Here is a 22,035-nt window from a genome sequence, read left to right as displayed (position 1 = left end):
GGGCGACGACGACGTCGCCCTGGGAATGTGCGACATCCCGCGATTTCACCTGAGCCCCGCTGAGTCCCTGCGCCCGTGGCCAGGGGGTTGTTCCTCCTTCGGGTGCTCTGCGGACTTGTGACGTAACTTCGGGATTCTTGAAGCGTTCTCACCTTGTCCGACCGATCCACAGTCGGGCCGAAGGTGAGGGGGCTTGGGTTGGCGGCGCTGGCAGCCGTACGGGACCTGCGCGAGCACTGGGCGCCCGCGTCGGCGGAGGAACTGAAGCAGTTCGAGACCGACGCGCTATCCGGGTTCGTCCTCGCACGCGCCTCGGCAGGACTGGCTGACGGCACGATCCGCGGGGATGTCGGGCATCTGGACCAGATCAGGTCCTGGTTCGGGCGACCGCTGTGGGACAGGGAGCCGGCCGACGCCGACGCGTACTTCGGGAAGGTGCTGCGTGGCTCGCCGAGCGGCACCCGGCTGGCCCGATCACAGGCGCTGACCACGTACTTCATGTTCCTGGAGCTGCGGCACAAGGTCGAGCTGCACAGGATGACCGGCCGGGTCATCGAGTGCCCGATCGACGAGATGAACCGGCTGCGCGGCACGAAGGACGCCCAGCTGCGGATCCCACCGAGTGAGCCAGAGGTCGGAACGCTCTTCGCCGGCTGGGGTGGTGAGCTGGCCACGTGCCGAAAGCTCGCTCCTACCGCGCGGAACGTCGCCGGGATGGAACGGGCTGCGAAGCGGCTGGAAGGACTGATCCGATGAGGTGGAACCTGCGGCTGACCGCCGCGAACAAAGGGGTCTGGAAGGCTTCTGAGCTTCAGCGGAGCCTGGCCGAGCACGGGTTGGTGATCTCGGCGGGGAAGATGTCCGGTCTGTGGTCCGGGCAGCCCGTCTCGCTCAAGTTGGAGGACCTGGACGTCATCTGTGTCGTCCTCGGCTGTGAGATCGGCGACCTGCTGATCCGCGAGCCGGAGAAGGTCAGCCGCCCGGGGCAGACGGAGACGGAACGAGCGGCGGTCGGTGCAGGGACCGCCGCACCGGCGGTGATCCCCAAGCGCCGGGACGGCCGGTCGCTGCCACCGGAGTGAACTGGTGGCACGCTTCCCGAAGGGCTACGTCAAGCCCACCAGCTCCTGCCCAGGTTGCCTGGCCTGGGGCGACTTCCGCGGTCGGCTCTGTCACACCTGCTACATGTTCGGCCGCAGCCACGAAACGGCCGTCTGCATCGGCTGCCAGCGAGTCCAGCCGCTGATGTGGGAGTACTGCCGTCTGTGCTGGTGCCAGGCCCGGCTCAACGCCAGGACCGCCACCGGCATGCCGACCGTCAGCGGCGAGGTGATGACCCCGTGGCTCCAGGCCGTCCGCCATCACCAGCTCTTCTTCGTGGGACTGCATTACCGCAGAGGATCGGCTCTCACCGCCCTGCACCACGTCAAGGCGCGAGAAGCATCCCGCAGGCCGCCGCCCGTGTCGCGCTCACGGCCGAGAACCGGTTGGAGGCAACTGCCACTGTTCGAGCAGGTTCCGCGTGACTACGGTCGGCTCGACCTGGCCGCCGCCGACCTGGCCAGCCCCTGGCTGGCCTGGGCGAAGCACCTCGCCCACCAACTCGCCGAAGCCCGGGGCTGGGACGCGGCATCCGCTTCGCTGTCAACCGCGGCCTGGCCATCGTGCTCACCGGATACACCGAGGGCGACATCCTCCGCCACAGCGAGATATTCACCCCGCTCCGTGCCCTCGACCTGCGGGTTGGCCACGTCGTCACGGTCCTTGAGGAGATGGGAATCTTCCTGGATGACGAGGAACCCTTCTTCGAGCGATGGCTCGCTGAGCGTCTGGAAGGCATTGCCCCCGGCATCGCTGCGGAAGCCGAACGCTGGACCCGAGTTCTGCGCGACGGCGGCCCCCGCAGCCTGCCCCGGCAGCAAGCCACGGTCCGGCTCTACCCAACCGGGCCCGCCCAGCGCTGTTGGCGTGGTCGAACCGCTACGACCATCTGCGGGAGGTGACCCGCGAAGACGTGCTGGCCCATGCCAAGACACTGCACGGCCGTCACCGCATGGACGAGCTGGTCGCCCTGCGCTCACTGTTCGCCTGGGCCAAGCGGTCCGGCCTGATCTTTCGCAACCCGGCCAGCCGTATCAAGGTCGGCCAGATCGAGTACAGCGTGCTCCAACCGCTCGCACCCGACAAGATCGACCGCTCCGTCGCCGCGGCCACCACCCCTGCCGCCCGGCTTGTCCTCGCTCTCGCGGCGGTGCACGCGGCCCGGGTCGCCCAGATCGCCACTCTCATGCTCGACGATGTCGACATCGGGAACCGCCGCCTGACCATCGCCGACCGTGTCCGGCCCGTCGACGATCTCACCCTGAAACTACTGCTGGCCTGGCTGGAATACCGGCGCGAGCGCTGGCCAAACACGGCCAACCTCCACCTGCTGATCAACAACCAGACCGCTACGGGCACTGGTCGCGCCAGTAACCGCTGGATCCGTGGGCCCCTGCGCGGCCAGGAGGCGACTTTGGAACGGCTCCGCGTCGATCGACAACTCGAAGAGGCCACGGCCCAGGGCCCTGACCCCCTCGACCTTGCTGAGGTGTTCGGGCTTCACGAGAAGACGGCCATGCGCTACGCGGAGTCCGCACGAGCTCTGCTGGAGCAGGCTGCCGAGACCGACCCCTCATGCGGATTCTTGGAAACGACCGGTGTTGCCCTCGCCTCACTTGATCCAGTTCTCAACGACTGGGGAGGGTTGGCAGGTATCACGCCGGCGACAAGCCGGTGCCGCGAGGCTGGTCAGGTGCAGCCCGGCTCGCGGCCCTGCTCAAGGCTGTACGAGAATCTTCCGGGCCTACTTTCGCCTCTTCCGCGGGAATGGCCGGCCGTGCCGCGTAGCGGCTGCGCATCGTGTCGCTGGCTGCGGGGCCCGCGGTGAAGACGTAGGCGGCGCTGTCGTCGAGTCGGCGGCCGGTTTTGGCGTCGACGACCACGGGCTCGACTTCCTCGCCGCTGTGCGCGTCGACGAGGATCATGCTGCGCTCCGTCGGCGTGAGGCGGGAGTTGCCCCACGCGGCCAGGGCGACGATCACCGGGCGCAGGGAGCGCCCGAGTTCGGTCAGGACGTACTCGTGCCGGACAGGGCTGGTCTGGTAGGGCCGACGCTCCAGCAGACCGTCCGCGACCAGGGTCTTCAGCCGGGTGGTGAGCATGCTGGAGGAGATGCCCAGACTCTCCTGGAACTGGTCGAAGCGGGTGTAGCCGTCGAAGGCGTCGTGAAGGATCAGCAGCGTCCACCACTCGCCGACGTGTTCCACCGTCGTGGACAGCGGGCACTCCCGGTCCTCCAGCCTGATCCGGCTCGCCACGGCGACCATCCCCTCAGTTACTGCTAAAGTCGAAGTTAGTAGCTTCTATTTTAGCAGTGGAGACGGGAGCGGCGCCTCGTATACCCGCACCCGGGAACGGAGCACAATGTGACCACCTCCATCAGCGAATCCCTCGAAGGCCGACGCGCTCTGGTCACCGGCGGTACCAAGGGCACCGGAGCCGCGATCGCCCGACGCCTGGCCCAGGCCGGTGCGATCGTGCTGGTCACCGCCCGCAGCCGCCCCGACGACGTCGAGGAGAAGACGTTCATCACCGCCGACCTGTCCACCGCCCAGGGCGCCGCCCACGTCGCCTCCGAGGTGGACGCCCGCATGGGAGGCGTCGACATCCTGGTCAACACCCTCGGCGGCTCCGAGGCACCGGCAGGAGGATTCGCCGCGCTCGGCGAGGACGACTGGGCAAGGGAGCTGAACACGAACTTGCTGGCCGCCGTCCGCCTGGACCGCGCACTCCTCCCGCAGATGATCGCCACGGGCAAGGGCGCGGTCGTGCACGTCACCTCGATCCAGCGCCGCATGCCGCTGTGGAACGGCACCCTGGCCTACGCCGCCGCCAAGGCCGCCCTGACCACCTACAGCAAGGGCCTGGCCAACCAGGTCGCCCCGCACGGCGTCCGCGTCAACACCGTCTCGCCCGGCTTCGTCCAGACCTCGGCCGCGGACAACCTCGTCACCCGGATCGCCGACGACGCCGGCATCAGCCAGGAAGCGGCGCTGGGCCGGCTCATGGACTCCCTGGGAGGCATCCCGCTCGGCCGTCCCAACCGGCCCGAGGAGGTCGCCGAGCTCGTCGCCTTCCTCGTCTCCGACCGCGCCTCCGCCATCGTCGGCGCCGAACACGTCATCGACGGCGGCACCACCCCCACCGTCTGAACCCGCCACCACCATCAGGAGCGTCATGCACGACAACCAGCCCCGGACCATCACCCCGGACGACCTGCCCGAGGTGATCACCCGCTACCTCACAGCGCACCGCGCCCACGACACCGCCACCGCGGTCACGACGTTCACCGACGACGCCACAGTGATCGACGACGGCAACACCTACCAGGGCAGCGCCGCGATCGAACGGTGGCTGGACCGATCCGCCACCGAATTCACCTACACCATCCACCTCGCGAACGCCCAGCAGACCGACACGGCCCACTACATCGCCACACACCACCTCGAAGGCAGCTTCCCCGGCGGCACCATCGATCTCCGCTATCGGTTCACGCTGCGCGACGACCTCATCGAACACCTCGCCATCGAACCCTGAGCCCGCTCCCACACCACCTATTCCCGGCCAGGGGAGAGGCCCCACCCACTCCAGACCGCCCCGTCCCAGCCCTCGTACCCATCCAGCCACCCGACCAAGAGCCAGCCCTCAAGTTCGGCATCCACCCGCAGATCAGCACTTGCACGCCTGAGGAATCAAGGCGAGCAACTCCGGGGCCATCCTCAGCACAGGGTGAGGAGATTCAAAGGTCTCCATCACCCCGCGAGTTGACCAACATCGGTACAGCGGTTATCAGCATCCGGGCCGGTCCGGCGGCGTTTCGCCGGCGGTGGATCGGCCTGGTGCCCCTGAGTACGCCGGTCAGCCGGCAGCGAGTCAGAACTTCCTCGTGGAGGCGCTCAGAGCCTGCCGGTGTGCCGGCTGCCAGGTGCGGAACGGTCGTCACGGCCAACGGCTACGCCAGGTTCACCATGGACGCCGTCGTCCAGCGCGCCGGCACCAGCCCTCCCGTGCCCTACCGCCGCTGGTCCGACCGCGACGAGCTCGTCCGGGCGGCCATCGCCCACGTCCTGGAGCAGTCCCGAGTCGACATTCCCGACACCGGGAGCCTGCGCGAGGACGTCCTCACCATCATGCGGACGATCAACGCCACCCGCGTCCAGCTCGTCACCGTCATGAGCGTGCACCTGGCCGGCTACTACCAGGAGACAGGCACCAGCCCCGGCGACCTCCTCGCCACAGGACGCGAGAAAACCGCCGACGTGCTCTTCGACCGCGCCGTCGGCCGCGGCGAGATCAAACCGGAACACCTCAGCGAACGCATCAGTCCCTCCTTTTCGACCTGCTGCGCCACGAAATCCTCACGACCTTCGCCCCCGTGCCCGACCGCGTCCTCGAAGAAATCGTCGACACGACCTTCCTCCCCCTCGTGCGCTGACCGCGACACCTGTCACAAACGGCCCTTTGACGCAGTACGGATCCCAGCCCCTCGGCTCAACGGCGGGGAGCTCTTCGACGGCGGCGACCATCTGCCCCCATGAAAAGGGCGTGCGGGCGATGGCCGACGCCGTCGACCTCACGAGTCTCGACCGCCGTCGTTGACGCGAGCCGCGTCGAAGCCGGTGACTCCGTTCGGCGTGTCGTTCAGGACAGACAGCCGACGTGGGCCAAGGCCTGCTTGAGCAGCACGGCCTGGCCGCCCGGCATCTCGTTCTGCACCACGGCCGAGGATGCCTCCTGCGGGCTGAACCACTCCAGGTCGAGCGCGTCCTGACGGGGGCGGCAATCGCCGGACACGGGAACGATGTAGGCGAGGGCCACCGCGTGCTGGCGCGGATCGTGGAAGGGGGTGATCCCCAGCGTCGGGAAGTACTCCGCGACGGTGAAGGGCTGCAGCGAGGGCGGGACGCGGGGGAGCGCCACCGGTCCGAGGTCCTTCTCCAGATGGCGCAGCAGGGCGTCACGCACCCGTTCGTGGTGCAGGACCCGCCCCGAGACGAGGGTGCGGCTGACGGTCCCGTCGGGCCCGATCCTCAGCAGCAGTCCGATGCTGGTGACTTCACCGCTGTCGTCGACGCGCACGGGCACGGCTTCCACGTACAGGATCGGCATGCTGGCGCGTGCGGACTCGAGCTCGTCGGAACTCAGCCAGCCGGGCGTGGTTTCGGTCGTGTCATGCATTGCCTGATCGTACGGTCAACGCCTCGCACTGTGGGCGTGTCACTCCAGGTCAGACGCAAGTCACACGACATCCGGGCCGCGAGCCGGTTCGGGCACCGTGCAGATCAGGTGACGATGCGATAGCGGTGTTCCGGACGACCTGTGGCCCCGTAACGGAGTTCCAGCCGCACCATGCCCTCTTTGACCAGGTACGACAGGTAGCGCTGGGCCGTGGCGCGGGATACCCCGGTGAGTTCGGCCGCCTCGGCCGCCGACACGGCGCCGCGGGCGCCGCGCAAGGCCTGATGGACCAGTGTCAGGGTGGGCGCGGAGTGGCCCTTGGCCGGTACCCGGGGGACGGCCGGCGGCCGGGTGGCGCTGAACAGGGCATCCACGTCGGCCTGGTCGGTCTCGGCGGCCGGGCCCAGAGCGCGCACCCGGTGCTGCAGCTCGCGGTAGGCGGTGAGCCGCTCTGCGAGGTCGGATGAGCCGAACGGCTTGACCAGGTACCCCACGGCGCCGAGTTTCATGGCGGTGCGGACCGACTCGATGTCCCGGTCCGCGGTGATCATGAGGGCGTCGGGCCGGGCGCCGCCCGCGTCCCCGGTGAGCCGGCGCAGCACGTCGAGTCCGCTGCCGTCCGGCAGGAAGACGTCGAGCAGCAGCAGCTCCGGGTGCAGGCTGTCCACCGCGTCCAGGGCCTCGGTCACGCTCGCGGCCTTGCCGACCACCTCGAAGCCCTCGACCCGGCTCACGTACTCGCTGTGGATGTGGCTCACCCGGAAGTCGTCGTCCACGACCAGGGTGCGGATCATCAGCGGTCACCTCCCACCGGCAACGCCGTCGTGAACAGTGCGCCCTGCGGCGCGGGTGCCGTGTCCGGCAGCGGCAGTACGACCGTGAAAACCGCGCCGGGCCCTTCGCTGACAGTGACCGTGCCACCGTGCCGCTGCACCAGCCGGTGCACCAGGGCGAGCCCCAGTCCGCGCCGGGCGGTCTCCCGCTCGGGCCTGGTCGACCAGCCGTCCTCGAAGATCGACTCGGCTGCGCCGGACGGGATCCCGGGACCGGTGTCCGCGACTCGCACCATCACCTGGCCGGGGTCCTCGACGAGGGTGAGCCGCACCTCGCGGCCGCCCGCGGGGGGCGGTCCGTCGCCCGCCGCGTCGACCGCGTTGTCCAGCAGATTGCCGACGATGGTCAGCAGCCGCCGCAGATGCGGCGGGTCCTGGCCGAGCGCGGAGCCGTCATCGAGCGCGATCCGCACCCCGCGTTCGGCGGCGACCGTGGTCTTCGCCACGATCAGCCCGACCATCAGCGAGTTCCCGATCCGCTTGCGCACGGACTCGGTCAGCGCCTGCCCGGCGCCGGCCGACCCGACGGCGAACTCGTACGCGTCGTCGTACTCGCCGATGTCAAGCAGCCCGGCCAGCGTGTGCATCCGGTTGGTGAACTCGTGCTGCTGGGCCCGCAGCGCATCGGTCAGCCCCCGGACGGAGTCCAGCTCGCGCAAGAGCCCGATCAGCTCGGTGCGGTCGCGCACGGTGACCACCGCGCCGAGCTCGCGGCCGCGCAGGGTCACCGGCATCCGGTTGACGACCAGGCAGTGCTCGTCGGTCAGGACGCTGACGTCGGTGCCGGTCAGGGTGCCGTCGAGCGCGCGGCGCAGCCGGCCGTCGGGCAGAGCCTCCTCGAGCGTGCTGCCGAGTGCCGTGCCGAGGCCGAGCAGCCGCCGGGCCTCGTCGTTCACCACGGTGATCCTGCCGTGCGGATCGAAGGCGACCACGCCCTCCCGGATGCCGTGCAGCATCGCCTCGCGGTCCTGCAGCAGTCCGGCGATCTCCTCCAGCTCGAGCCCGAACGTCGTCCGCTTCAGCCGCCGGGCCAGCAGATACGCGGCCGCGGCACCCAGTGCGGTGGCGATCGCGGCGTACAGGCCGAAGGTGGGCAGTTCACGCCAGAGCTCGCCGAGCACATTGCGCTCGGGGATGCCCGCCGACACCTCGCCGACAAGTCTGCCCGTCGGCCCGTACAGCGGGGCCTTGCCGTTGGCGGACCGCCCGGTGGCGCCCTGGTCGGCGCCGACGTGCGGGCGGCCGTCCCGTACGGCGATCCGGTCGCCCGTCGGCTCGCCGACCAGAGCCGGCATGGGGTGCGAGTGACGGATGCCTTGCAGGTCGAGGACGACCACGTACGACGCCCCCGACGCCCTCCTGATCCGCTCTGCGACGGTCTGCACCACGTTGCCGTCGGTGCCGTACTCCATGGCCTGCCGGATCTGCGGATCGGCGGCCGTGGTCTGCGCGATGTCCAGTGCCCGCTGCTCGTACGCCCGGTCGAGCTCCCCGCGCTGCGCCAGGGCGAACAGCCCGAAGCCGATCGCGCCGGTGAGGGCGAGGATGACCAGCTGGTTGATCAGGATCCGCGCGGAGAGCCTCCCCTTCCCGCCGCGGCCGGTCCCGATACGGATGGCTATCACAGGTGCCTCTTCGCCCCTGTTCGTACGTGGTGCCGGGCCGGCCCCTGCGCCGTACCCGTGGTGGCGTGATTGTGCCTGATGGCTGAGATTCTGCCCACCCCCCGGCTGGCTGAGCAGAACGCGCAGAACCAAATCAACGTGGAAAACCCGCAAACCCGCAAAACCTGCGCAGAGTGCGGAAGCCCCTGCCGCGAGGACCCGTCGCTCGCCCATACCGGTCACAGGTGGTTCGTGCGGGCACGTTCGGCAGCCGAAATCCGACGGGTTTCCCGTCGGCCGATCTAAATGAGCAGAACTCCGGTTAACGCAACTAGCGCGAGATACGTTGGAAATGGCGACGTGATACAGGGCGGCGTCTAGCGTCTGACTTCCTCGACCCCCGAGGCCAGGAAGGAGACGGCACCAGATGGCTTCGCGAAATGACGTCGCAACGAGCCCGATCGCCGGCGAAATACATCGGGATAACGCACGAATCGAGATATCAGGGCTCACCAAGCGATTCCTGACTCCTGCAGGCGAGGTGTTCACGGCCCTGCAGGGCGTTTCCTTCACCGTGGAGCCGGGCCAGTTCTGCGCGGTTGTCGGCCCCACCGGATGCGGCAAGTCGACGACGCTTGGCATGGTGTCGGGGCTCGACCGGCCGAGCGAGGGATCGGTCAAGGTCGGCGGTCGTGAAGTCGACGGCATCACCGACGGCGTCAGCTTCATGTTCCAGGCCGACGCGCTGCTGCCCTGGAAGACCGTCCTGGGCAACGTGCTGATGGGCCCGATCTTCCGCGGAGTGCCCAAGCAGCAAGCACAGGCGTCGGCGCGCGACTGGCTGCGCCGGGTCGGCCTGACCGGGTTCGAGGACCGCTACCCCCACCAGCTTTCCGGCGGCATGCGCAAGCGCGTGGCGATGGCCGCGGCGCTGATCAACGAACCCAAGATTCTGATCATGGACGAGCCGTTCGGAGCCCTGGACGTCCAGACCAAGGCCATCATGTCGACCGAACTGCTCGGGCTGTGGGAGCAGATCCGACCGTCGGTCATCTTCATCACCCACGACCTCGACGAGGCCGTGGCGCTCGCCGACCGGGTCGTCGTCATGACGTCCAGCCCCGGGTCGGTCAAGGCGGTCTTCGACATCGATCTGCCGCGCCCACGCGGTTCGGTCCAGGAGATCCGCTTCCAGCCCCGCTTCATCGAACTCCAGCACCAGATCTGGGAAACGCTGCGCGAAGAGGTGGAGCGCGCCTACGCACGCACCGCAGGAGGCACGGCATGAGCACGACGTCCACCCCTTCCGCCGCTCCGGTCACCGGCAACGGGCAGGCCTCGGCCGCGGCCGCCGCCAAACGCGCCGCCCGGCGGCGCATCGCGCTGGTGTGGGCGGGTCGCCTCGGCCTGGCGGCCGTCGTCCTCGGCGGCTGGCAAGCCTTCACCACCTGGGGGATCGTCGACCCGTTCTTCTTCGGACAGCCGTCGGGAATCTGGAAGCGTCTGATCGACCTCTTCCAGCACGGCACCGAGTTCGGCTCCTTCTACCAGAACATCTGGACCACCATCCAGGAGGCCCTCGTCGGCTTCGCCGCCGGCGCCGTCACGGGAGTCGTCTTCGGTGTCGCGCTGGGGCAGAGCCGCTTCCTCTCCGATGTGCTGGGTCCCTACATCAAGATGGTGAACGCGATCCCGCGCATCGTCCTCGGCTCGATCTTCATCGTCGCCTTCGGCATCGGCGTGACCCCGAAGATCCTCCTGGCCGCGGTGCTGGTGTTCTTCATCGTCTTCTTCAACGCCTTCCAGGGCGTCCGCGAGGTCGACCGCAACATCCTCGCCAACGCCAAGGTGCTCGGCGCCTCCCAGCTGCAGATCATCCGGCACGTCATCGTGCCCTCCGCGCTGACGTGGATCATCGCCAGCCTGCACAGCGCCTTCGGCTTCGCCATCGTCGGCGCGCTGGTCGGCGAGGTGCTCGGCGCGCAGAGCGGACTGGGCCTCGTCATCAAGACCGCGCAGAACAACTTCGACCCCAACGGCGTGTTCGCGACGATGTTCGTCATCGCGGTCATCGTGCTCGGCGCGGAGTGGCTGATCGGCAAGCTCGAGCACCGGCTGCTCTCCTGGCGTCCGCCGTCCCCCTCCGAGGCGAACCTCCTCTGACCCCCACCACTCCCCGACCCTCACCTCCTCGCCGCGTTTCGCGTCCCCCGAAATACCGAAAGGAATGTGCCACGCCATGCTCAGGAAAGCCCTCACCGCGTCGCTCGTCACCGTTCTCACCCTCGGCGCAGCCTCCGCGTGTTCCAGCAACTCCGGCAGCTCCTCCGGCTCGAGCGGCTCCGGCGGCACCCCGACCGTCAAGCTCATGGTCGGCGGCATCGACAAGCAGATCTACCTGCCGTACCAGCTCGCCCAGAACCTCGGCTTCTACAAGAAGTACGGCGTCGACGTCGTGCTGAGCACCGAGACGGACGGCGGCACCGGCGCCGAGGACGCCATGGCCTCGGGACAGGTGGACATGGCCGGCGCCTGGTACAACCACACGATCGACTTCCAGACGAAGGGCAAGGCGGTCGAGGACGTCGTCCAGCTGTCCGGGGCCCCGGGTGAGCGGGAGATGTGCGCCACCAAGAGCGGCGTGCACTCGGCAGCGGACTTCAAGGGCAAGACGCTCGGCGTCACCGACCTGGGCTCGGGCACCGACACGCTCACCCAGTTCCTGGCTGCCAAGAAGAACGTCAGGACCAGCCAGTTCACCCGGATCGGGGTCGGCGCGGGCGCCACCGCCGTCGCCGCACTGCAGAACGGCAAGGCCGCCTGCGTCATGACCACGCAGCCGACGGTCACCGCAATGGAGAAGAAGGGCGTCGGCTACTCCGCGGTCGACGTGGCCACCGTCAAGGGCGCCCAGGCCGCGACGGGCGGTGCCTGGCCGGCCGCGGGCGTCATCGCCCGTACCGACTGGGTGAACTCGCACAAGGACGCGGTGCAGAGAGTCGTCAACGCGCTCGTCGCCACCATGCACTGGATCAACACGCACAGCGCGGCCGACATCGCCGACAAGCTGCCGCAGTCGTTCGTGCAGAACCAGCTGGTGACCAAGGCCGACTACATCGCGGCCCTCACCCAGGACAAGGGGCAGTTCCTCCCGGACGGCATCATGCCGGCCGGCGGCCCGAAGAACGTTCTGGCCACCGAGGAACTGGTCGGCCACGCGACCTCCTCGGTGAACCTCGGCACGACGTTCACCAATGACTTCGCCGTCAAGGCCAACAAGACGGAGGGCTTCACGACCACGACGACCCCGGCGGGCTCGAACGGCTGAGTCCCCGGCGCCCGCAGGGCCCCCAGGTGACTGTCACCTGGGGGCCCGCGTCGTTCGGCCGGTCGCGCGTCCGGGCACATCAGGCTTCAACAGGCGTCTCAGCACCCAAATGTGACTGAGCGTCATGTCCACTGCGCTCGGTAGGTCACCACACCTGTCACCTCGAGTCACGAGCCGGTCGGTGGTCGGCGGACCGGCGTTCGGCGAGCCAGTGGAGGAGCGCCAGGACCGGCAGGGCCGCGCCGAGGACACCGACGGGGAGTGGTGGAAGCCGGGGCCGGTGAGGACATGGGAGATGGTGGTCCAGAAGGCACTGAAGGCGCCGAACATCGCGGCCTGGTAGAGGCCGCGGCGCAGCAGGGCGGGGTGCGTGCGCATCATGGCGAGAGTGGAACGCAGGACCTGTCCGTAGGGGACGGTCGTGGTGGGCGCGTGCCGTGGCAGCGCGGCGCGCAGGGCCACGGCGAGCAAGGGCCGTCAGCACGGCCGAGCCGAGGCAGACGACGCGCGAGCCTGCGAGGTCGGACCAGGCTGCTGAGGGTGCGGGAGAGCAGGATGCCGGTGAGCAGACCGCTCATCACGCGGCCCACGATCCGGCCGCGCGCATGGTCCGGGGCGAGTCCGGCGGCGAAGAAGACCAGGATCCAGGCCGTCGGCCAGGCCGTCGGCACAGTGGTCACGCATGGGTCGTTGAAGGTGAAAGCACCGACGTGCGAAGTCCCGCTCGACAAGAGATCATCATGGGGTGGAATCTCATCGGCCGCAGCCACGGAACCCACTGCGGCGCCGACCTCCAGCTGAAAGGCACCCCATGAGTCATCCGCCCGACGCCCCGACCGTCCAGCGGGTCGATGCCGAGCAGCATTACGAAATCCTGGTCGACGGGACGCGCGCCGGCCTCACCGCGTATCGCGACCGCGGACCGCAGCGGGTTTTCTACCACACCGAGGTCGACGACGCCTTCGCCGGACAGCGCCTGGGGTCGCGGCTGGTCGAGCAGGCGCTCACCGACGTGCGCGAGTCCGGGAAGCGGATCGTGCCGGTCTGCCCCTATGTGGCCAAGTTCCTGGAGAAACACGAGGAGTTCGCCGACATCACCGACCCCGTGACCCCCGAGATCCGGCAGTGGCTGGGGACGGAACTGGGCTGATCCTCCGCAGGGGCGTACGCGATCAGGCGGCGGTCGCGTCGCTCTGCACGTCCCGGTGCGAGACGGCCAGGTAGGCCACGAAGCCGAGGATCGCGACGGTCCAGGACAGGGTGACCGGGCCCAGGCCCCAGTCGAGTCCGCCACGGCTGTGGGGGAGGGCCATCCAGTCGGCGATCGACGCGCCGAGGGGGCGGGTGATGACGTACGCGGACCAGAACGCGGTCACCGGGCCCAGGAAGCCTGCGCGGTGGGCGAGAGCGGGTATGCAGATCGCGACCGCGAACAGCACGGCCGATCCCAGGTAGCCGAGGCCCAAGGAGGCGCTCAGGTCGCCCGCCGCCGTGCCGAGCGCGAACGTGGCCAGGACGGCCGCCCAGTAGAACGTCTCGCGGCGACGGGTGTTCACGGCGTGGATGGACAGGGTCCGCTCCCTCGTGTACCAGACGGCGAAGACGGCGGCCAGCGCGACCATGAAGAGCGGAGTCGAGAGCGCGTAGGGGACGCCGAGGCCCGCGTGCAGGACGTCGGCGGCCATCGTGCCGAACACGCTGACCATGACGATGGCGGTCCAGTAGATCCAGGCCACGTAGCGGCGGACGGCGAACTGGAGGACCAGGGACGCCACCAGGCCCAGCCCGCCGAGACCGACCGCCGGGACGGGGCCGAGCCGATGCGCCAGGTAGTCGGACGCGGTCTCGCCCATTCCCGTGGTCAATACCTTGATGATCCAGAAGTAGACGGTCACCTCCGGCACCTTGTTCGCCATCCGGCGGACCGGGGCATTGAGGTGGGGGCGATCATCAAGGACGTGCTCAGTGGTCATGACACGCACGATGACATGCTGAACTGCGGATTCCCCAGGCCTCTTTGCCATTGTTTTGGGGCTTCTGGTGCATGAGTTGCCAGAGCGGCCCGGGAACCTGAAAGCAACCTGAACATCATGGGGAACCGGCTGGTCAACGGCTTGCGCGAACCGATATGAAGAGAGGATCACTTCCGATGGTCACTGTCGCACCGCTGGGCCGTGTCGGACCCCGCGGTGTCCGCCGTGCCCGGCAGCAGTCCTCGTAGCGTCTCGCACTGCCGGTGATCGACCATGTGCTGGACGGCCTCTGTGACCGTCTCGGCGAGCGTCGGGGAGACCTCGCGCAGCAGTTGGCGTCCCTTGTCGGTGAGGGCGACCTCGATGCCGCGCTTGTCGCCGCACACCGAGCGCCGGGTGACCAGGTCGGCGTGGTGCAGACAGGCAATCTGGTAGGTCAGACGCGTCTTGGGGCGGCCCAGCGCCTCGGCGATCCGCGACATGCGCAGGGCCGCTCCGGGCTGGTCGGCGAGCAGACACAGCACCAGGAACTCGTCGTGCGTGACACCGAGGGCGTCCTTGACCCGGGAGCGCAGCCGTTGCTCGATCGCCCCGGCCGCGGCCAGCAACTGCATCCAGGCGCGCAGTTCGGGAGGCAGCAGCCCGTCCTCGACCGTCCGGTCGTGTCCGGGCTGGTCGGCGGGGGCGGGGGAGTCGGCCATGGTCCCCCAGTTTACCGGTCGTCCAGTTTTGGACGGGGACCGCGACCGGAGGCCGCCCTGCGCAGCGCGGCCTCCGGTCGCGGCGCCGCGACCGGCGCGGTGCCGTCGTCGCCGCGCCGGCGCAGAAGGAGCACGCCGAACCCGGGCGGCCCCTGGAAGTCCTCGTCGTCGGCCCCGCGTTCTCACAGTGCGGACCGCCCTCTTGACGCGGGCCGTGGCCGGATCGACACTCCACTTGAGATTTCCTAGCGAACGGGTAGGGAAATATGGGACGCCTGGAGCCGGTCATCGGCCGTGTGAACCGCACACGCCGGCAGTCCCTCCTGCTGACCTCTCGCCGTCATATCGATCTGCTGCGTGTCTGCAGCGCCACCAGCCCCCTGCGCTGAACCGGCGGTGCCGGGCTCCCCCAAGCCGTCCGGGCCGGGGAGCGCCGCCTGCCCTTGGGCCGCCACCCTCTGCACCTTCGCGTACCAGAACCCGGGGAGAGACATGTCCGCCCATGCCCTGACCGCACTGCCGTCCGCGCAGCCCGTCCCGGCCTTCCGGGGCCGCATCGGCAGCGACGCCCGCAGCGGCCACTACGCCGTGCCCCGCCGCTACCGTCTCCATCTGTCCCTGTCCTGTCCACGTTGTCTGCGGATCGCCATCACGCACAGCCTGCTCGGCCTCGAGGACGTCTGCCCCGTCACGCTGCTGCCCGCGGTGCCCGACGGGCCCGGCGGTGAGCACTCCGCGTTGCGCCCGCTGTACGAGGCGAGCGCCCACCGCTATGCCGGAGCCGCCGTGGCGCCGGTGCTCAGCGACGACTGGTCGGGCCGGATCGTCAGCACGCACGCCCCCGACATCATGCGCGACCTCGCCCGGCACTTCGGTGGCGGCCACCCCGTCCTGTACCCGCGGGGCACCGACGCGGAGATCGAGGGTGTCCAACGGCTGTGTGCGCAGGGCATCGATGAGGCCGCCCAGCGTGCCGGACGCGCCGACGCCGAAGCCGAGGAGCGGGCCGACTCACTCGCCTCGCTGCTGCGCACCCTGCGGTCGCTGGAGGGCAGGCTCGCCCAGCAGGGCCAGCTGCTGGGCGATCAACTCACCGCAGCGGACGTGGAGTTGTGGGTCGCCCTGGTGCAGCTCGACACCGTGGACCGGTGGCATCTGGATGCCACGGCGGTGCACCGCATCGCCGACCACCCCCACCTGTGGGCCTACGCCCGCCGGCTGGCCGCCCACCCCGCCTTCGGCCCGCATCTCGACCTAGACGGCATCGCGCGGCGCCACCACGCCCACTGCCGCGGACTCGAGGCCGCCGGCGCGGCGGTCCAGATCCTCGACTGGGACGCGCACGTTTCCGACAGGGCGGCCACGCGTCCCAGTTGACCGACCATGTGCCATGGGCGCAGGCATCAGGCGGCGGACGCACATCGACAGCCTCGGCGTCCTGCCTCAAGGACTTCGCCACCGTGACATGCGGGACCGTCGTCCGCGGCGGCCAAGCCACGGCGCACGGCCATGCACCTCCGACGACCTGCCGGTGCGGGCGGTCGCGGCCGTGTCCGGGAGCGAGGGAAACCCCCGCCCCGTGGGCGAGCACGGCAAACACCACCGGCGATCCGTTCGTACGAGCCGATCGGCTGCACCCTGCGCCGTCGCACGGCCGTCCTCCGGATCCGCACCCCGGAACAGACCGCGCGGCCCGGGCGTTGTGACCGGCAGACCGGCACGGCGGAGCCCGCCGTGCCCGACGGGCGGAGGTGACGGACGTGCCACGTGTACTGCACGGCGTCCGCCTCCACTCCCGGCCCCATATCGACCTGCTGCGCGTGGCCGGCGCGCTCTGTCGCGCCTGACCTTCCCCGAGCCTCCGGCCCGGGCCCACGTCCCGCCTTGCCCGACCGCCGCCGTGCCCGCGTGTCCATGAGGGCCGGCGATCCCGTACGGACATCCAGGAAGGCACCCACTCGTGTCCTCAACTCCACCCGCTCATCTGCATCTCGCCGTCGCCCTGGAGGGCACCGGCTGGCATCCGGCCTCCTGGCGCGAGCCGGTGGCCCGCCCCCGCGACCTGCTCACCGCCGGATACTGGGCCGACCTGGTCGCCGAGGCCGAGCGCGGTCTGCTCGACTTCGTGACCATCGAGGACGGCCTCGGCCCCCAGTCCTCCCTCTTCCCCGAGCCGGACGAGCGCACCGACCAGGTGCGCGGCCGCCTCGACGCCGTCCTGATCGCCTCCCGTATCGCTCCGTTGACCCGGCACATAGGCCTGGTGCCGACCGTGGTCGCCACCCACACGGAGCCGTTCCACATCTCCAAGGCGATCGCCACCCTCGATTACGTCAGTACCGGTCGCGCCGGGCTGCGCGTGCAGATCACGGCGCGCCCGAACGAAGCCGCGCACTTCGGCCGCCGCACGATCCCGCGCATCGACGCCTACGACAGCCCCGCCGCGCAGGACGCCGTGGCGGACCTCTTCGACGAGGCCGCCGACTACGTGGAGGTGGTGCGCCGGCTGTGGGACAGCTGGGAGGACGACGCGGAGATCCGGGACGTGGCCACCGGCCGGTTCATCGATCGCGACAAGCTGCACTACATCGACTTCGAGGGCAGGCACTTCAGCGTCAGGGGGCCCTCCATCACCCCGCGCCCGCCCCAGGGCCAGCCCCTTGTGACCGCCCTCGCCCACCACACCGTGCCCTTCCGGCTCGTCGCCCGGGCCGCCGATCTCGGCTACGTCACCCCCCACGACGCCGAGCAGGCCCGTGCGGTCGTCGCCGAGATCCGCGCCGAGCGGACCGCCGCGGGCCGCGCGGAGGAGCCGCTGCACATCTTCGGCGACCTGGTGGTCCTCCTCGACGACGACCCCGCCCAGGCCGCCGCGCGCCGCGACCGCCTCGACACCCTCGCCGGGCACCCGTACACCGGTGACGCCCCCGTGTTCTCCGGCACGCCCGCACAACTCGCCGATCTCCTGGAGGAGTTGCGGTCGGCCGGGCTCTCCGGCTTCCGGCTGCGCCCGGCCGTCGCCGGCCATGACCTGCCGCGGATCACCCGTGGTCTGGTCCCCGAACTCCAGCGCCGGGGCGCGTTCCGCACCGCGTACGAGGCCGGCACTCTGCGCGGGCTGCTCGGTCTCGAACGCCCCGCCAACCGCTACGCTTCCGTCGCCTGAGCCGGCGGGAAAGGACCACCGACCATGAGCAAGCCGCTCAAGCAGATCCATCTCGCTGCCCACTTCCCCGGCGTCAACAACACCACCGTGTGGAGCGACCCGAAGGCGGGCAGTCATATCGAGTTCAGCTCGTTCGTGCACTTCGCCCAGACCGCCGAACGCGCCAAGTTCGACTTCCTGTTCCTCGCCGAGGGACTGCGCCTGCGCGAACAGGACGGGAAGATCTACGATTTGGACGTCGTCGGCCGCCCCGACACCTTCACCGTGCTGGCCGCCCTCGCTGCCGTCACCGACCGGCTCGGCCTCACCGGCACCATCAACTCCACTTTCAACGAGCCCTACGAGGTGGCCCGCCAGTTCGCCAGCCTCGACCACCTCTCCGGCGGACGCTCCGCCTGGAACGTCGTCACCTCCTGGGACGCCTTCACCGGCGAGAACTTCCGCCGCGGCGGCTTCCTGCCGCAGCAGGAGCGCTACTCCCGGGCCAGGGAGTTCCTGGCCACGGCCAATGAACTCTTCGACTCATGGCACGGCGACGAGATCGTCGCCGACCAGGCGGCCGGCACTTTCCTGCGCGACGCGAAGGCCGGAGCCTTCGTCCACCGGGGACAGCACTTCGACATCCACGGCCGGTTCAACGTCCCCCGGGGCCCCCAGGGCCGCCCGGTGATCTTCCAGGCCGGTGACTCCGACGAAGGGCGCGAGTTCGCCGCCTCCGGTGCCGACGCGATCTTCAGCCGGTACAGCACCCTGGAGGCGGGCCAGGCCTTCTACACCGACGTCAAGGGCCGGCTGGCCAAGTACGGGCGCCGCCCCGACCAGTTGCTGATCCTGCCCGCCGCGACGTTCGTCCTCGGCGACACCGACGCGGAGGCCGAGGAACTGGCCCGCGAGGTGCGGCGACAGCAGGTCAGCGGTGCCACCGCGATCAAGCACCTCGAGTTCGTCTGGAACCGCGACCTGTCGGCCTACGACCCGGACGGCCCGCTCCCGGAGATCGACCCGGACCTAGGGGAACACCACATCGCCCGGGGTCGTGCCCAGGTGCGCATGTACCGAGACCCGCTGGCCACCGCCCGGGAGTGGCGGGAACTGGCCGCCGCGAACAACTGGTCCATCCGGGACCTGGTCATCAACACCGGCAATCGCCAGACGTTCGTGGGGTCCCCGGCCGCCGTCGCACGGACCATCGACGACTTCGTCCAGGCCGACGCCTCCGACGGCTTCATCCTCGTCCCGCACATCACCCCAGGCGGCCTGGACGTCTTCGCCGACACCGTGGTCCCGCTGCTGCAGGAGCGCGGCGTGTTCCGCACCGAGTACGAGGGCACGACGTTGAGGGACCACCTGGGGCTGGCCCACCCCGACGCCGAGGCGCCCAGGGAGCGGGCGGCGTCGTAAGGCCCGGTGTCGGGGCGAGCGAGCGGGAGGACACGCAACCGCCCCGGCCGGATCCGATCCGGCCGGGGCGGCTGTCACACGGTGCGGCCGGCGGTCCTCACGCGAGGGACGCCAGGGCCTCGTTCCAGGTCGCCGAGGGACGCATGACCGCGGCCGCCTTTGCCGGGTCGGGCTGGTAGTAGCCGCCGATGTCGGCCGGCTTGCCCTGGACGGCGATCAGCTCGTCGACGATCTTCTGCTCGTTGGCGGCAAGCGTCTGGGCGAGCGGGGCGAACGCCTTGGCCAGCTCCGCGTCGTCGGTCTGCTGGGCCAGCTCCTGCGCCCAGTACAGGGACAGGTAGAAGTGGCTGCCGCGGTTGTCGATGCCGCCGAGACGACGGGTCGGGGACTTGTCCTCGTTGAGGAAGGACGCCGTGGCACGGTCGAGGGTGTCGGCGAGCACCTGGGCCCGCTGGTTTCCGGTGGTCTTCGCGTACTGCTCGAAGGACGGCACGAGCGCGAAGAACTCACCCAGCGAGTCCCAGCGCAGATAGTTCTCCTTGACCAGCTGCTGGACGTGCTTCGGGGCGGAGCCGCCGGCACCCGTCTCGAACAAGCCACCACCCGCCATCAGCGGGACGACCGACAGCATCTTGGCGCTGGTGCCCAGCTCCAGGATCGGGAACAGGTCGGTCAGGTAGTCGCGCAGCACGTTGCCGGTGACGGAGATGGTGTTCTCGCCGCGGCGGATGCGCTCCACGGACAGCTTGGTGGCCTCGACCGGGGACAGGATACGGATGTCCAGGCCCTCGGTGTCGTGCTCCGGCAGGTACTGCCGGACCTTGGCGATCAGGTTGGCGTCGTGCGCTCGGGTCTCGTCCAGCCAGAAGACGGCCGGGTCGCCGGTGGCGCGGGCGCGGGTGACGGCGAGCTTCACCCAGTCCTTGATCGGGGCGTCCTTGGTCTGGCAGGCGCGGAAGATGTCACCGGCGGAGACGGTCTGCTCGATGACGACGTTGCCCGCCTGGTCGACCAGGCGGACCGTGCCGGTGGTCGGGATCTCGAAGGTCTTGTCGTGGCTGCCGTACTCCTCGGCCTTCTGCGCCATGAGGCCGACGTTCGGGACGGAGCCCATGGTGGACGGGTCGTAGGCGCCGTTGGCGCGGCAGTCGTCGATGACGGCCTGGTAGACGCCCGAGTAGCTGCTGTCGGGCAGGACCGCGAGGGTGTCGGCCTCCTGGCCGTCCGGACCCCACATGTGGCCGGAGGTGCGGATCATCGCCGGCATCGAGGCGTCGACGATGACGTCGGACGGGACGTGCAGGTTGGTGATGCCCTTGTCGGAGTCGACCATGGCCAGCGCGGGGCCCTCGGCGAGCTCGGCGTCGAAGGAGGCCTTGATCTCGGCGCCCTCCGGCAGGGCCTGAAGACCCTTGAAGATGCCGCCCAGACCGTCGTTCGGGGTCAGACCCGCCGCGGCGAAGGTCTCGGCGTACTTGGCGAAGGTCTTCGGGAAGAAGGCGCGCACCACGTGACCGAAGACGATCGGGTCGGAGACCTTCATCATCGTGGCCTTCAGGTGCACGGAGAACAGGACGCCCTCCTCCTTGGCGCGGGCGACCTGCTCCGTGAGGAACTCGCGCAGGGCCGCGACACGCATCACGGAGGCGTCGACGACCTCGCCCTCGAGGACCGGTACGGACTCGCGCAGCACGGTGGTGGAGCCGTCGTCGCCGACCAGCTCGATGCGCAGCGAACCGGCCTCGGAGATCACCGCGGACTTCTCGGTGGAGCGGAAGTCGTTCTGGCCCATGGTCGCCACGTTGGTCTTGGAGTCGGGGGTCCAGGCGCCCATGCGGTGCGGGTGGGTCTTGGCGTAGTTCTTCACCGAGGCGGGCGCGCGGCGGTCGGAGTTGCCCTCGCGCAGCACCGGGTTCACGGCGGAGCCCTTGACCTTGTCGAAACGGGCGCGGATCTCCCGCTCCTCGTCGGTCTTCGGCTCGTCCGGGTAGTCCGGCAGCGCGTAGCCCTTGGCCTGCAGCTCGGCGACGGCCGCCTTCAGCTGCGGTACGGACGCCGAGACGTTCGGCAGCTTGATGATGTTGGCCGCGGGGGTCTTCGCCAGCCGGCCGAGCTCCGCGAGGGCGTCGTCGATCCGCTGGTCCTCGTTCAGGTACTCGGGGAAGACCGCGAGGATGCGCCCGGCCAGCGAGATGTCCCGGGTGTCCACAGCGACGCCCGCCTGCGAGGCGTACGCCTGGACCACCGGCAGGAAGGAATACGTCGCCAGGGCCGGGGCCTCGTCAGTGTGCGTGTAGATGATGGTCGAGTCAGTCACCGGGTGCTCCGCTCCACGTCTGTAACATTGCTCGACATCAAGATATCTCGTGAGCGCACCCCGCTCGACAGTGGCCCGGGCCACGGGGCCGCACAGGGTGGGGACCGCGTCGCACTCGGTGCCGCGAGCCTGCACGGAGAGTGAGCCGGTACGGAGAGTGGTCCAGGCCGGGCGCCTCAGGGGGCCGGGCCGGTCGGGCCGGTCGGGCCGCGGTCGCAGGGGCGCGTGGGCCGGCTCCCCACGCGCCCGCCGGGTACGGCAGCACGTCGCGGTCGCGTGCCGGGCGACGAAGACGGATGGCCGCCGCCTAAGGGCTGTCCCGTAATCCCCGGCGGGCGCACGACGACAGCTACGTCACCTCGCTGCGTTGTCGGATCGACCGAATACGCCCAGTATGAGGACGATCCTCCACCTTGCGATGCACCGCATCTGA

At 69.7% G+C, this 22,035-nt stretch carries 22 protein-coding genes and 2 pseudogenes; 17 read left to right on the top strand and 7 right to left on the bottom strand.

Annotation, left to right across the window (positions count from 1 at the left end):
- The first annotated feature begins 198 nt into the window (after positions 1–198).
- From AAW14_RS30815 to AAW14_RS30800, 4 genes are all read left to right on the top strand, one after another.
- Complete coding sequence (locus AAW14_RS30815) at positions 199–756, top strand: hypothetical protein (protein ID WP_265567676.1); 558 nt, start codon at positions 199–201, stop codon at positions 754–756.
- Complete coding sequence (locus AAW14_RS30810; RefSeq protein WP_265567673.1) at positions 753–1,082, top strand: helix-turn-helix domain-containing protein; 330 nt, start codon at positions 753–755, stop codon at positions 1,080–1,082. Before AAW14_RS30815 ends, AAW14_RS30810 begins: the two co-directional genes overlap by 4 nt.
- Positions 1,083–1,664: 582 nt before the next feature.
- Entirely contained in the window at positions 1,665–2,003 is a 339-nt protein-coding gene (locus AAW14_RS30805) for a hypothetical protein (RefSeq protein ID WP_265567671.1), read from the top strand.
- Positions 2,000–2,929 carry a hypothetical protein gene (locus tag AAW14_RS30800; protein WP_265567669.1) on the top strand — a complete coding sequence of 310 codons (930 nt, stop codon included), beginning with the start codon at positions 2,000–2,002 and terminating at the stop codon, positions 2,927–2,929. Before AAW14_RS30805 ends, AAW14_RS30800 begins: the two co-directional genes overlap by 4 nt.
- On the opposite strand, the pseudogene AAW14_RS30795 reads toward AAW14_RS30800, so the two are convergent.
- Positions 2,859–3,368 (bottom strand): annotated as a pseudogene (locus tag AAW14_RS30795) (winged helix-turn-helix transcriptional regulator); the annotation flags it as partial. The gene AAW14_RS30800 and the pseudogene AAW14_RS30795 overlap by 71 nt on opposite strands.
- A gap of 99 nt (positions 3,369–3,467) precedes the next feature.
- Between AAW14_RS30795 and AAW14_RS30790 the strand changes: the two are divergent.
- The 3 genes and pseudogenes from AAW14_RS30790 (at position 3,468) to AAW14_RS30780 (ending at position 5,536) form a co-directional block, all read left to right on the top strand.
- Positions 3,468–4,253 (top strand): SDR family oxidoreductase, encoded by a 786-nt coding sequence (locus tag AAW14_RS30790; RefSeq protein ID WP_265567667.1) that lies wholly within the window; start codon positions 3,468–3,470, stop codon positions 4,251–4,253.
- Between the two features lie 25 nt (positions 4,254–4,278).
- Entirely contained in the window at positions 4,279–4,638 is a 360-nt protein-coding gene (locus AAW14_RS30785; RefSeq protein WP_265567666.1) for a nuclear transport factor 2 family protein, read from the top strand.
- Between the two features lie 374 nt (positions 4,639–5,012).
- A pseudogene (locus AAW14_RS30780) lies at positions 5,013–5,536 on the top strand (TetR/AcrR family transcriptional regulator).
- A 206-nt stretch (positions 5,537–5,742) separates the two neighbouring features.
- Here the strand turns inward: AAW14_RS30780 and AAW14_RS30775 are convergent.
- From AAW14_RS30775 to AAW14_RS30765, 3 genes are all read right to left on the bottom strand, one after another.
- Positions 5,743–6,279, bottom strand: coding sequence for an NUDIX hydrolase family protein (locus tag AAW14_RS30775; RefSeq protein WP_265567664.1), 537 nt, complete (start codon positions 6,277–6,279; stop codon positions 5,743–5,745).
- 104 nt (positions 6,280–6,383) lie between these two features.
- Positions 6,384–7,073, bottom strand: coding sequence for a response regulator (locus tag AAW14_RS30770; RefSeq protein WP_265567662.1), 690 nt, complete (start codon positions 7,071–7,073; stop codon positions 6,384–6,386).
- Positions 7,073–8,737 (bottom strand): ATP-binding protein, encoded by a 1,665-nt coding sequence (locus tag AAW14_RS30765; protein WP_265567660.1) that lies wholly within the window; start codon positions 8,735–8,737, stop codon positions 7,073–7,075. The genes AAW14_RS30770 and AAW14_RS30765 overlap by 1 nt, the downstream gene beginning before the upstream one ends.
- A gap of 520 nt (positions 8,738–9,257) precedes the next feature.
- Between AAW14_RS30765 and AAW14_RS30760 the strand changes: the two genes are divergently transcribed.
- The 5 genes from AAW14_RS30760 to AAW14_RS30740 all read left to right on the top strand — a co-directional run bounded on the left by AAW14_RS30760 (position 9,258) and on the right by AAW14_RS30740 (position 13,194).
- Positions 9,258–10,004: an ABC transporter ATP-binding protein gene (locus AAW14_RS30760; RefSeq protein WP_265567658.1), complete on the top strand. Its 747-nt coding sequence runs from the start codon at positions 9,258–9,260 to the stop codon at positions 10,002–10,004.
- Positions 10,001–10,879 carry an ABC transporter permease gene (locus AAW14_RS30755; RefSeq protein ID WP_265567656.1) on the top strand — a complete coding sequence of 293 codons (879 nt, stop codon included), beginning with the start codon at positions 10,001–10,003 and terminating at the stop codon, positions 10,877–10,879. Before AAW14_RS30760 ends, AAW14_RS30755 begins: the two co-directional genes overlap by 4 nt.
- Before the next feature lie 76 nt (positions 10,880–10,955).
- Complete coding sequence (locus tag AAW14_RS30750; RefSeq protein WP_265567654.1) at positions 10,956–12,044, top strand: ABC transporter substrate-binding protein; 1,089 nt, start codon at positions 10,956–10,958, stop codon at positions 12,042–12,044.
- 181 nt (positions 12,045–12,225) lie between these two features.
- Entirely contained in the window at positions 12,226–12,387 is a 162-nt protein-coding gene (locus tag AAW14_RS30745) for a hypothetical protein (protein ID WP_265567652.1), read from the top strand.
- A 468-nt stretch (positions 12,388–12,855) separates the two neighbouring features.
- Entirely contained in the window at positions 12,856–13,194 is a 339-nt protein-coding gene (locus AAW14_RS30740; RefSeq protein WP_265567650.1) for a GNAT family N-acetyltransferase, read from the top strand.
- A 22-nt stretch (positions 13,195–13,216) separates the two neighbouring features.
- Here AAW14_RS30740 and AAW14_RS30735 read toward each other — a convergent pair whose 3' ends face one another.
- Together AAW14_RS30735 and AAW14_RS30730 are read right to left on the bottom strand one after the other, a co-directional pair.
- A complete protein-coding gene (locus AAW14_RS30735; protein ID WP_265567648.1) occupies positions 13,217–14,017 on the bottom strand; it encodes a hypothetical protein in 801 nt (266 codons plus the stop codon).
- Positions 14,018–14,184: 167 nt separating this feature from the next.
- A complete protein-coding gene (locus AAW14_RS30730; protein WP_265567646.1) occupies positions 14,185–14,718 on the bottom strand; it encodes a MarR family winged helix-turn-helix transcriptional regulator in 534 nt (177 codons plus the stop codon).
- A gap of 266 nt (positions 14,719–14,984) precedes the next feature.
- On the opposite strand from AAW14_RS30730, the gene AAW14_RS30725 reads away from it, so the two are divergent.
- The 5 genes from AAW14_RS30725 to AAW14_RS30710 all read left to right on the top strand — a co-directional run bounded on the left by AAW14_RS30725 (position 14,985) and on the right by AAW14_RS30710 (position 19,285).
- On the top strand, positions 14,985–15,107 hold the full coding sequence (locus AAW14_RS30725; protein ID WP_265567644.1) for a hypothetical protein: 123 nt from the start codon (positions 14,985–14,987) through the stop codon (positions 15,105–15,107).
- A gap of 103 nt (positions 15,108–15,210) precedes the next feature.
- Positions 15,211–16,095, top strand: a complete 885-nt coding sequence (locus tag AAW14_RS30720; RefSeq protein WP_265567642.1) for a glutathione S-transferase C-terminal domain-containing protein — start codon at positions 15,211–15,213, stop codon at positions 16,093–16,095.
- Positions 16,096–16,469: 374 nt separating this feature from the next.
- Entirely contained in the window at positions 16,470–16,565 is a 96-nt protein-coding gene (locus tag AAW14_RS39890) for a putative leader peptide (RefSeq protein WP_416223400.1), read from the top strand.
- A gap of 113 nt (positions 16,566–16,678) precedes the next feature.
- Positions 16,679–17,884, top strand: a complete 1,206-nt coding sequence (locus AAW14_RS30715; RefSeq protein ID WP_265567640.1) for an LLM class flavin-dependent oxidoreductase — start codon at positions 16,679–16,681, stop codon at positions 17,882–17,884.
- A gap of 24 nt (positions 17,885–17,908) precedes the next feature.
- A complete protein-coding gene (locus AAW14_RS30710; RefSeq protein ID WP_265567638.1) occupies positions 17,909–19,285 on the top strand; it encodes an NtaA/DmoA family FMN-dependent monooxygenase in 1,377 nt (458 codons plus the stop codon).
- 97 nt (positions 19,286–19,382) lie between these two features.
- Here AAW14_RS30710 and AAW14_RS30705 read toward each other — a convergent pair whose 3' ends face one another.
- Positions 19,383–21,602, bottom strand: coding sequence for an NADP-dependent isocitrate dehydrogenase (locus tag AAW14_RS30705; protein ID WP_265567636.1), 2,220 nt, complete (start codon positions 21,600–21,602; stop codon positions 19,383–19,385).
- Positions 21,603–22,035: the final 433 nt, after the last annotated feature.

This window comes from Streptomyces hygroscopicus (assembly GCF_026168105.1).
Taxonomy (GTDB): domain Bacteria; phylum Actinomycetota; class Actinomycetes; order Streptomycetales; family Streptomycetaceae; genus Streptomyces; species Streptomyces hygroscopicus_D.
Note: the sequence above shows the minus strand (reverse complement) of the source record. Positions and strands in the feature narration are given on the sequence as shown.

Excerpts from the sequence above, each read along its gene's own strand:
- AAW14_RS30810 (WP_265567673.1), top strand. The coding sequence starts at position 753 with ATGAGGTGGAACCTGCGGCTGACCGCCGCGAACAAAGGGGTCTGGAAG.
- AAW14_RS30785 (WP_265567666.1), top strand. The coding sequence starts at position 4,279 with ATGCACGACAACCAGCCCCGGACCATCACCCCGGACGACCTGCCCGAG.
- AAW14_RS30775 (WP_265567664.1), bottom strand. The coding sequence starts at position 6,279 with ATGCATGACACGACCGAAACCACGCCCGGCTGGCTGAGTTCCGACGAG.
- AAW14_RS30770 (WP_265567662.1), bottom strand. The coding sequence starts at position 7,073 with ATGATCCGCACCCTGGTCGTGGACGACGACTTCCGGGTGAGCCACATC.
- AAW14_RS30755 (WP_265567656.1), top strand. The coding sequence starts at position 10,001 with ATGAGCACGACGTCCACCCCTTCCGCCGCTCCGGTCACCGGCAACGGG.
- AAW14_RS30750 (WP_265567654.1), top strand. The coding sequence starts at position 10,956 with ATGCTCAGGAAAGCCCTCACCGCGTCGCTCGTCACCGTTCTCACCCTC.
- AAW14_RS30740 (WP_265567650.1), top strand. The coding sequence starts at position 12,856 with ATGAGTCATCCGCCCGACGCCCCGACCGTCCAGCGGGTCGATGCCGAG.
- AAW14_RS30735 (WP_265567648.1), bottom strand. The coding sequence starts at position 14,017 with ATGACCACTGAGCACGTCCTTGATGATCGCCCCCACCTCAATGCCCCG.
- AAW14_RS30730 (WP_265567646.1), bottom strand. The coding sequence starts at position 14,718 with ATGGCCGACTCCCCCGCCCCCGCCGACCAGCCCGGACACGACCGGACG.
- AAW14_RS30725 (WP_265567644.1), top strand. The coding sequence starts at position 14,985 with ATGGGACGCCTGGAGCCGGTCATCGGCCGTGTGAACCGCACACGCCGG.
- AAW14_RS30720 (WP_265567642.1), top strand. The coding sequence starts at position 15,211 with ATGTCCGCCCATGCCCTGACCGCACTGCCGTCCGCGCAGCCCGTCCCG.
- AAW14_RS30710 (WP_265567638.1), top strand. The coding sequence starts at position 17,909 with ATGAGCAAGCCGCTCAAGCAGATCCATCTCGCTGCCCACTTCCCCGGC.